The organism is Celeribacter marinus (assembly GCF_965656515.1).
In the GTDB taxonomy this organism is placed as follows: domain Bacteria; phylum Pseudomonadota; class Alphaproteobacteria; order Rhodobacterales; family Rhodobacteraceae; genus Celeribacter; species Celeribacter marinus_D.
Window position 1 is genome coordinate 1 of the sequence record NZ_CBFHKW010000087.1, and the last position, 6529, is coordinate 6529.

Here is a 6529-nt window from a genome sequence, read left to right on the forward strand (position 1 = left end):
GAGGTTCAGGTATCATCTGACGCCGCCGAAGCCCTTGGCATGTTGGCGGGATCTCCGGTTGAATTGAACGTCACGGCACTGCGCCGCGAGGAAGTTGCCGTGACGCCCCCCGCACCTCAGGTCGATATGATTGATGCGCCAGATGCGATTGCGGCCACGCCACTGGACCCGATCGCGGATGCCGCGGCGGTCCTAGATGCGCTTGACGCCCCGACGATGACGCCAACTGCGCCGATCGCGGCACCAACCGCACCGCGCCCCAAACCCACGTCCGCGCCAAAGCCCACATCGTCGCTGGATAAATCTTACATTCAGATCGGTATTTTCTCAGTGCAAGAGAACGCCAATCGCACCAAGGAAATGCTGGCCAGCCAAGGCCTCGTGGCGACAATCAAGACGGGCGAAAGTGCGGGCAAATCATTCTGGCGTGTTGTCGTCGGCCCCGCCACAAATGCGACTGAACGCAGAACGCTTCTCACAAATGTGAAGAAAGCGGGCTTCACAGACGCCTATGCCGTCACGCACTAATACGGTGAACACGCGCTGCCGCTGGGCGGCGCGCCCTTGCCCCATACGGCCCAAGCAAAGGACAAACTGCCCGATGTTGCGCTTTTTCGCCCGCCTACCTCGCCTGATCCTCATAACCATAACGTTTGCGCTCGCCTGTGCGAGTGCGGCAACGGCGTTTGAAACCCGTGCGCGTGCGGCATGGGTTTATGACTTATCGACGCAGACAGTCTTGATGTCAAAAGAGGCGCAAACGCCCCTGCCCCCGGCGTCGATGTCCAAACTGATGACAATGAACATGTTGTTCGAGGCTCTACGTGACGGGCGTGTCACCCTTGATACACAGTTCTCGGTGTCGACACGGGCCAAGGAAATGGGCGGCTCCACCATGTTTCTCAACGAGACCGACCGCCCCACGGTTGAGGAGTTGATCCAAGGGATCATCGTGCTGTCAGGCAATGACGCCTGTGTGACTGTCGCGGAAGGCCTCGCAGGGACAGAAGATAATTTCGCCCGCCTGATGAATGACCGCGCCAAAGAAATCGGCATGACCAACTCGACCTTTGCCAACGCAAGCGGGTGGCCGAACCCCGCGCAGCGCATGTCGATGGAAGATCTGGGCGTTTTGGCCACGCGTCTGATCACCGAATTTCCCGAGTATTACGGTTATTTTGGTCAGCGCGAATTCCCCTATGACAACCGCGCACCGCAAAACAAGAACAACCGTAACCCGCTTTTAAGGCTTGGCATTGGCGCAGACGGTCTAAAGACGGGCCACACCCAAGAGGCGGGATACGGCCTTGTTGGATCAGCGACCCAAGGGACGCGCCGCATTGTGTTCGTCATCACAGGGATGGACTCCGAAGCCGAGCGCGCCCAAGAGGCAGAGCGGGTTGTGAACTGGGCCTTTCGTCAATTCGTCGAAAAAACCATAGCCGATGAGGGCCACGAATTCGCCCGCGCGCCCGTCTGGATGGGCAGCGAAAGTGACGTTGGACTGGTGGCACCGCGCGCCATGAGCTTGTTGTTGCCTGGATCGCAATTGGATGGATTGACGGCCCATGTCGTCTATACCGGCCCACTTGAGGCACCATTTCAACAAGGCGATATGCTGGCCGAGTTGGTGATTGAACGCGACGATCTCCCCGAGGCACGCTTGCCCCTTGTTGCGGATCGCACGGTAGCGCGTGGCGGTATCGGCCCGCGCCTGCGCACCGCCGCCACGGTCTTGCGCCGCAAACTCGAAGGACAGGCCGTTTCGGCCGAGCAATAAACCAAAATGTTCATTACACTTGAAGGCATCGACGGGTCTGGCAAATCCACACAAGCCCACCTGTTGGCGGCGATGCTTGAGGCGCAGGGCATCAAGGTTGTATCGACCCGCGAACCGGGCGGATCGACGGGTGCCGAAGAAATTCGGACACTTGTGCTTGAGGGCGATCCAGATCGTTGGTCTGCCGAGACGGAGATCTTGCTCTTCACCGCAGCGCGGCGTGACCATCTGGAAAAGACAATCCGCCCCGCATTGGCAGCAGGTCAGGTGGTAATTTGCGACCGTTTTGCTGATAGCACACGCGTATTCCAAGGTGTCACACGCGGCGATCTCCAAGATAAGGTAAACTTGTTGCATGAGGCGATGATTGGCGTTGAGCCCGACTTGACCTTGTTGTTCGACATGGACCCGACCATAGGACTGTCACGGGCCAAATCGCGCCAGACCGCAGAAGAGCGGTTTGAGGATTTCGGAGCAGATTTTCAAATCAAAGTGCGCGCCGCATTTCTGGAACTGGCCGCTGTTCATCCGCGCTTTGCCCTGATCGATGCGGGGCGTTCGATTGATGCAATTGCCGCAGACGTGGCGCAGGTTGTCACTGCACGCCTCGCCAAACACCGCACACAGGCCAGCGCGTGAGAGCGCCCGTGGGCGACATGGAACTGCCCCCCGAGGCCGACCGCACCGCCGGCGCGCCGCATCCGCGCGAGACCTTGCACCTGTTCGGACAAACGGCGGCAGAGACCGATTTTCTGGATGCGTTCAACGCGGACCGCTTGCATCATGCGTGGCTTATCACAGGACCAAAGGGTGTTGGAAAAGCCACCTTGGCATGGCGCATTGCGCGGTTCTTGTTGGATCGTCCCATTGATACGGGCCATGATGGCGGCATGTTCGGGGACGCGATTGCCCGACCGAACGCCGACACATTGCAGATCGGGGTCGACACATTGCAGATCGGGGTCGACACCCCCGTATATCGGCGCTCCGCGCAATTGGCCGAGCCGCGCCTATGCCTTGTGCGCCGCGCGTGGGACGCGAAAAAAGGCAAACATGCCGCCCAAATTTCGGTCGACGAAGTGCGCAAACTCAACTCGTTTTTTCACATGTCGGCCGCCGATGGCGGTCGCCGCGTCGTGATTGTAGATGCCGCCGACGAACTGAACGTCTCGGCTGCCAATGCGTTGTTAAAAACGCTCGAAGAGCCACCAAAAGATGCGTTTCTTTTGCTCGTCTCCCATCAGCCCTCGCGCTTGTTGCCCACCATCCGAAGCCGGTGCCGCGAATTGCGCCTCGGCCCACTTGATCCCGAAAATCTCGCACAAGCCCTTGACGCGGCGGGGTTTGATGCCGCAGATCGCACTGACGCGCTTGCCGAATTGGCGGGCGGCTCAGTGGGAGAGGCGTTGCGATTGACCAATCAAGACGGGATAGACACCTACGCGGAACTCATCGCGCTGTTTTCCAAAATGCCCCAGTTCGAGCGTCCGCGCGCCCTCAAACTGGCCGAAAGCTGTGTCGGAGCTGCCAATGTGGCGCGCTACGATTTGGTGGTTGGTCTCATGGATAAATTCCTCATTCGCTTGGCGCGCTCTGGCGCGGGACGCCCTCCCCTTGTGGAGGCGGCAAACGGCGAGGCCGCCCTGATGGTCCGACTGGCGCCTGAGGGCCAAGCGGCCAAGGCATGGGCAGTTTTGCAACAGACCTTATCGGCGCGTGCCGCCCACGCAAAGGCCGTCAACCTTGACCCCGCCGCGCTGATCCTTGATATGATATTCGAGATCAACGACACGGCTTCGCGCGTAGCTGCCCGCTAAGGGTGCATTCGGAGAGGCCCAAGACCAATAGGCGCTCCAACACCATGCTCCCGACCCTCACTGACAGCCATTGCCATCTCGATTTTCCAGATTTCGACACCGAGCGTGACGCCGTTGTGCAACGCGCGTTGGACGCGGGCGTCAAACGCATGGTGACAATCTGCACCAAGCTCAAAAACGCGGATCAGGTACGAGCGATATCAGAGCAATACGCGCCGGTGTTTTGGGCCGCAGGCACGCATCCGATGTCGGTGGCGGACGAGCCTATGGCGACATTGGACGCGCTTTTGACCCTCGCCAAACATCCAAAATTTGTGGGCATCGGCGAGACAGGTCTGGATTATCACTACACCTCCGAGAGTGCGCAAAAGCAACAAGAGAGCCTCAGGCTTCATATCGAAGCGGCCCGTCAAACGGGCTTGCCGCTGATCATTCACGCGCGCGCCGCCGATGACGACATGGCGCGCATATTGACCGAAGAGCACAACGCGGGCGCCTATACCTGCGTCATGCATTGTTTCTCCTCGTCGCGCGAACTGGGTCAGGCCGCACTCGATCTGGGGTTTTACCTGTCAATGTCGGGCATCACCACATTCCCGAAATCCGAGGAGCTGCGCGAGATTTTCCGCGCCGTGCCGCGCGACCGTATTTTGGTTGAAACCGACAGTCCCTATCTGGCCCCCCCGCCCCATCGCGGACGCCGCAACGAGCCGTCCTATGTGGCGCACACCGCCGCCAAAGCGGCCGAAACGTTTGAGATGGAATTAGCCGACTTCGCCGCACAGACCGAAGCCAATTTTGACCGCCTATTTACAAAGGCGCGCCTGTGAGCCTGCGCTTTACCATATTGGGCTGTGGCTCATCGGGGGGCGTGCCGCGCATCGGCGGGCTTTGGGGGGCATGCGATCCAAGCAACCCCAAAAATCGCCGCCAACGCTGTTCGGCACTGGTTGAGCGCACGGGGCCAAACGGCACCACCACGGTGCTGATCGACACCTCGCCCGACATGCGTGCACAGCTCTTGCAGGCCGATGTGACACGTCTTGACGGGGTCATTTATACCCACCCGCACGCCGATCACGTCCACGGGCTGGACGATCTGCGCCAAATAGCCTTTTTGATGAATAGCCGGATCAAGGTCTGGGCAGACAGTGAAACAGAGAACGATCTCATATCGCGCTTTGGCTATGCCTTCGTGCAACCGCATGGCTCGGACTATCCGCCGATCCTTGATCTGCATGCGATACGCGGCGCTGTTACAATCGACGGTCCGGGTGGTCCGATCACGCTTACTCCGGTCCCTGTGCAACACGGACGGATCACGGCGCTGGGGTTTCGTATCGGCGATCTGGCCTATGTGCCGGACGTATCGGATATTTCAGAGGACAGTTTTGCGCTTTTGGCGGGGTTGGAGCATTTCGTGATCGACGCGCTACGTTATACGCCGCACTCATCCCACGCACATCTGGCCCGCACATTGGAATGGATTGAGCGCCTACGGCCATCACAGGCCATCATCACCAACATGCACATCGACCTCGACTATGAAACGCTAGATCGCGAGACGCCCGATCATGTCACCCCTGCCTATGACGGCATGACAATCGCGTTCGGAGACTGACATGCAAGCGCTGCTCGAAGTTGTCTTTCCCGTCTTCATTATTGTTGGCTACGGATACCTCGCCGCGTGGCGCAAATGGGTGTCGGAGGCCACAATCGACGGTGTGATGTCGTTTGCACAAAACTTTGCCGTGCCGCTTTTGTTGTTTTCGGGCATTTCGCAAATCAATCTAGGGCAGAACTTTCACGCGCCGCTGTTGCTATCGTTCTACGCAGGGGCGTTCGCAGGCGGTGCATTTGCTTTTTTAGGGGCGCGCTACGTCTTCAAACGCAGCCTGACCGATTGCGTCGCCATCGGGTTTATCGGCTTGTTTTCAAACTCGCTCCTGCTCGGTATTCCCATTACTGAACGCGCTTATGGCACGGACGCCTTAGGGTGGAACTTTGCCATTGTCTCTATTCATGCGCCGATCCTGTATTCGGTCGGGATCGCGTTCATGGAATACGCCAAGGCGAAGGGGCAAGGCCTCTCACCCGCCAAACTGGCGCGCCAGATTGCCCGTTCGGTGCTCCGTAACCCGCTTGTCCTTGGGATCGCTGCGGGTTGGATCGTCAATATCGGTCATATCGAGTTGCCTAAGTTCGCGTGGGACGCGGTGGGCATGATGAAATCTGCGGCCATTCCCGCCGCTCTTTTCGGTTTGGGTGGTGTGTTGGTGCGCTACAAACCCGAAGGCGACATGCGGGTCATTTTGTGGGCCATCACGGCCTCGCTTTTGGTGCATCCGTTGATCACATACGGCATGGGTCACTTTGTGTTTGACCTTGAGACCGGCGCGCTGCGCTCGGCCACGATCACCGCCGCTATGGCCCCTGGCGTGAACGCCTATTTGTTCGCAAATATGTACGGATCTGCGAAACGTGTCGCCGCAACATCGGTGTTGCTCGCAACCGCGCTGACCGTTGTGACCTCTTGGGTTTGGCTCGCGGTCCTGCCGTAAATCCCTAGGCGCGTTGGGGTAAACGGATATGACCGGCACGCCAGTCGCGCCCCTTCGCAAAGCGCAGCACGGGTTGGCCATACATGCGGGCCGCATCTGTTGCAGGTGCACCAGAGCGCAAAATGGTCTCGAGCGCGGGGAAAAGGTCGAACAACTCGGCCTTTGCCGCACGGTCGAAACCGGACAGAGCAAAACGACCCGGAAAAAGGCTTTCCGAAGCGCATCCATTCGCCAAAATCAATGCATGCCGGGGCAGCAACAGGTGATGGTAGGTCACATCGCGAGATCCATGCGCGCGCCGCACGCGACCGTCCCCATGCTCCAGTAGATGTTTTGCACGCACCAAAACACCGGCCTTTGCGTGTGAGCAA

8 protein-coding genes are annotated in these 6529 nt (G+C 59.1%); 7 read left to right on the forward strand and 1 reads right to left on the reverse strand.

From position 1 onward, the window contains the following. The 7 genes from ACTG34_RS13080 to ACTG34_RS13110 form a co-directional block, all read left to right on the forward strand. On the forward strand, positions 1 to 528 hold a 528-nt coding region (locus ACTG34_RS13080), incomplete at its 5' end, for an SPOR domain-containing protein (protein WP_439105330.1). A 73-nt stretch (positions 529 to 601) separates the two neighbouring features. Next, on the forward strand, positions 602 to 1780 hold the full coding sequence (locus ACTG34_RS13085) for a D-alanyl-D-alanine carboxypeptidase family protein (protein WP_439105331.1): 1179 nt from the start codon (positions 602 to 604) through the stop codon (positions 1778 to 1780). Positions 1781 to 1786: 6 nt separating this feature from the next. Continuing rightward, positions 1787 to 2419 carry a dTMP kinase gene (gene tmk / locus ACTG34_RS13090; protein WP_439105332.1) on the forward strand — a complete coding sequence of 211 codons (633 nt, stop codon included), beginning with the start codon at positions 1787 to 1789 and terminating at the stop codon, positions 2417 to 2419. Between the two features lie 17 nt (positions 2420 to 2436). Next, positions 2437 to 3597, forward strand: coding sequence for a DNA polymerase III subunit delta' (locus ACTG34_RS13095; protein WP_439105333.1), 1161 nt, complete (start codon positions 2437 to 2439; stop codon positions 3595 to 3597). Between the two features lie 44 nt (positions 3598 to 3641). Further along, positions 3642 to 4427 (forward strand): TatD family hydrolase, encoded by a 786-nt coding sequence (locus tag ACTG34_RS13100; protein WP_439105334.1) that lies wholly within the window; start codon positions 3642 to 3644, stop codon positions 4425 to 4427. Then, positions 4424 to 5218: an MBL fold metallo-hydrolase gene (locus ACTG34_RS13105; protein WP_439105335.1), complete on the forward strand. Its 795-nt coding sequence runs from the start codon at positions 4424 to 4426 to the stop codon at positions 5216 to 5218. Before ACTG34_RS13100 ends, ACTG34_RS13105 begins: the two co-directional genes overlap by 4 nt. A 1-nt stretch (position 5219) precedes the next feature. After that, the gene (locus tag ACTG34_RS13110) at positions 5220 to 6158 is read left to right on the forward strand and encodes an AEC family transporter (protein WP_439105336.1); all 939 of its coding nucleotides are present in this window, start codon (positions 5220 to 5222) and stop codon (positions 6156 to 6158) included. Positions 6159 to 6162: 4 nt separating this feature from the next. On the opposite strand, the gene ACTG34_RS13115 is transcribed toward ACTG34_RS13110, so the two are convergent. Further along, the coding region (locus ACTG34_RS13115) for a Hint domain-containing protein (protein ID WP_439105337.1) at positions 6163 to 6529 on the reverse strand (367 nt) is incomplete at its 5' end.

Excerpts from the sequence above, each read along its gene's own strand:
- ACTG34_RS13085 (WP_439105331.1), top strand. The coding sequence starts at position 602 with ATGTTGCGCTTTTTCGCCCGCCTACCTCGCCTGATCCTCATAACCATA.
- tmk (WP_439105332.1), top strand. The coding sequence starts at position 1,787 with ATGTTCATTACACTTGAAGGCATCGACGGGTCTGGCAAATCCACACAA.
- ACTG34_RS13095 (WP_439105333.1), top strand. The coding sequence starts at position 2,437 with ATGGAACTGCCCCCCGAGGCCGACCGCACCGCCGGCGCGCCGCATCCG.
- ACTG34_RS13100 (WP_439105334.1), top strand. The coding sequence starts at position 3,642 with ATGCTCCCGACCCTCACTGACAGCCATTGCCATCTCGATTTTCCAGAT.
- ACTG34_RS13110 (WP_439105336.1), top strand. The coding sequence starts at position 5,220 with ATGCAAGCGCTGCTCGAAGTTGTCTTTCCCGTCTTCATTATTGTTGGC.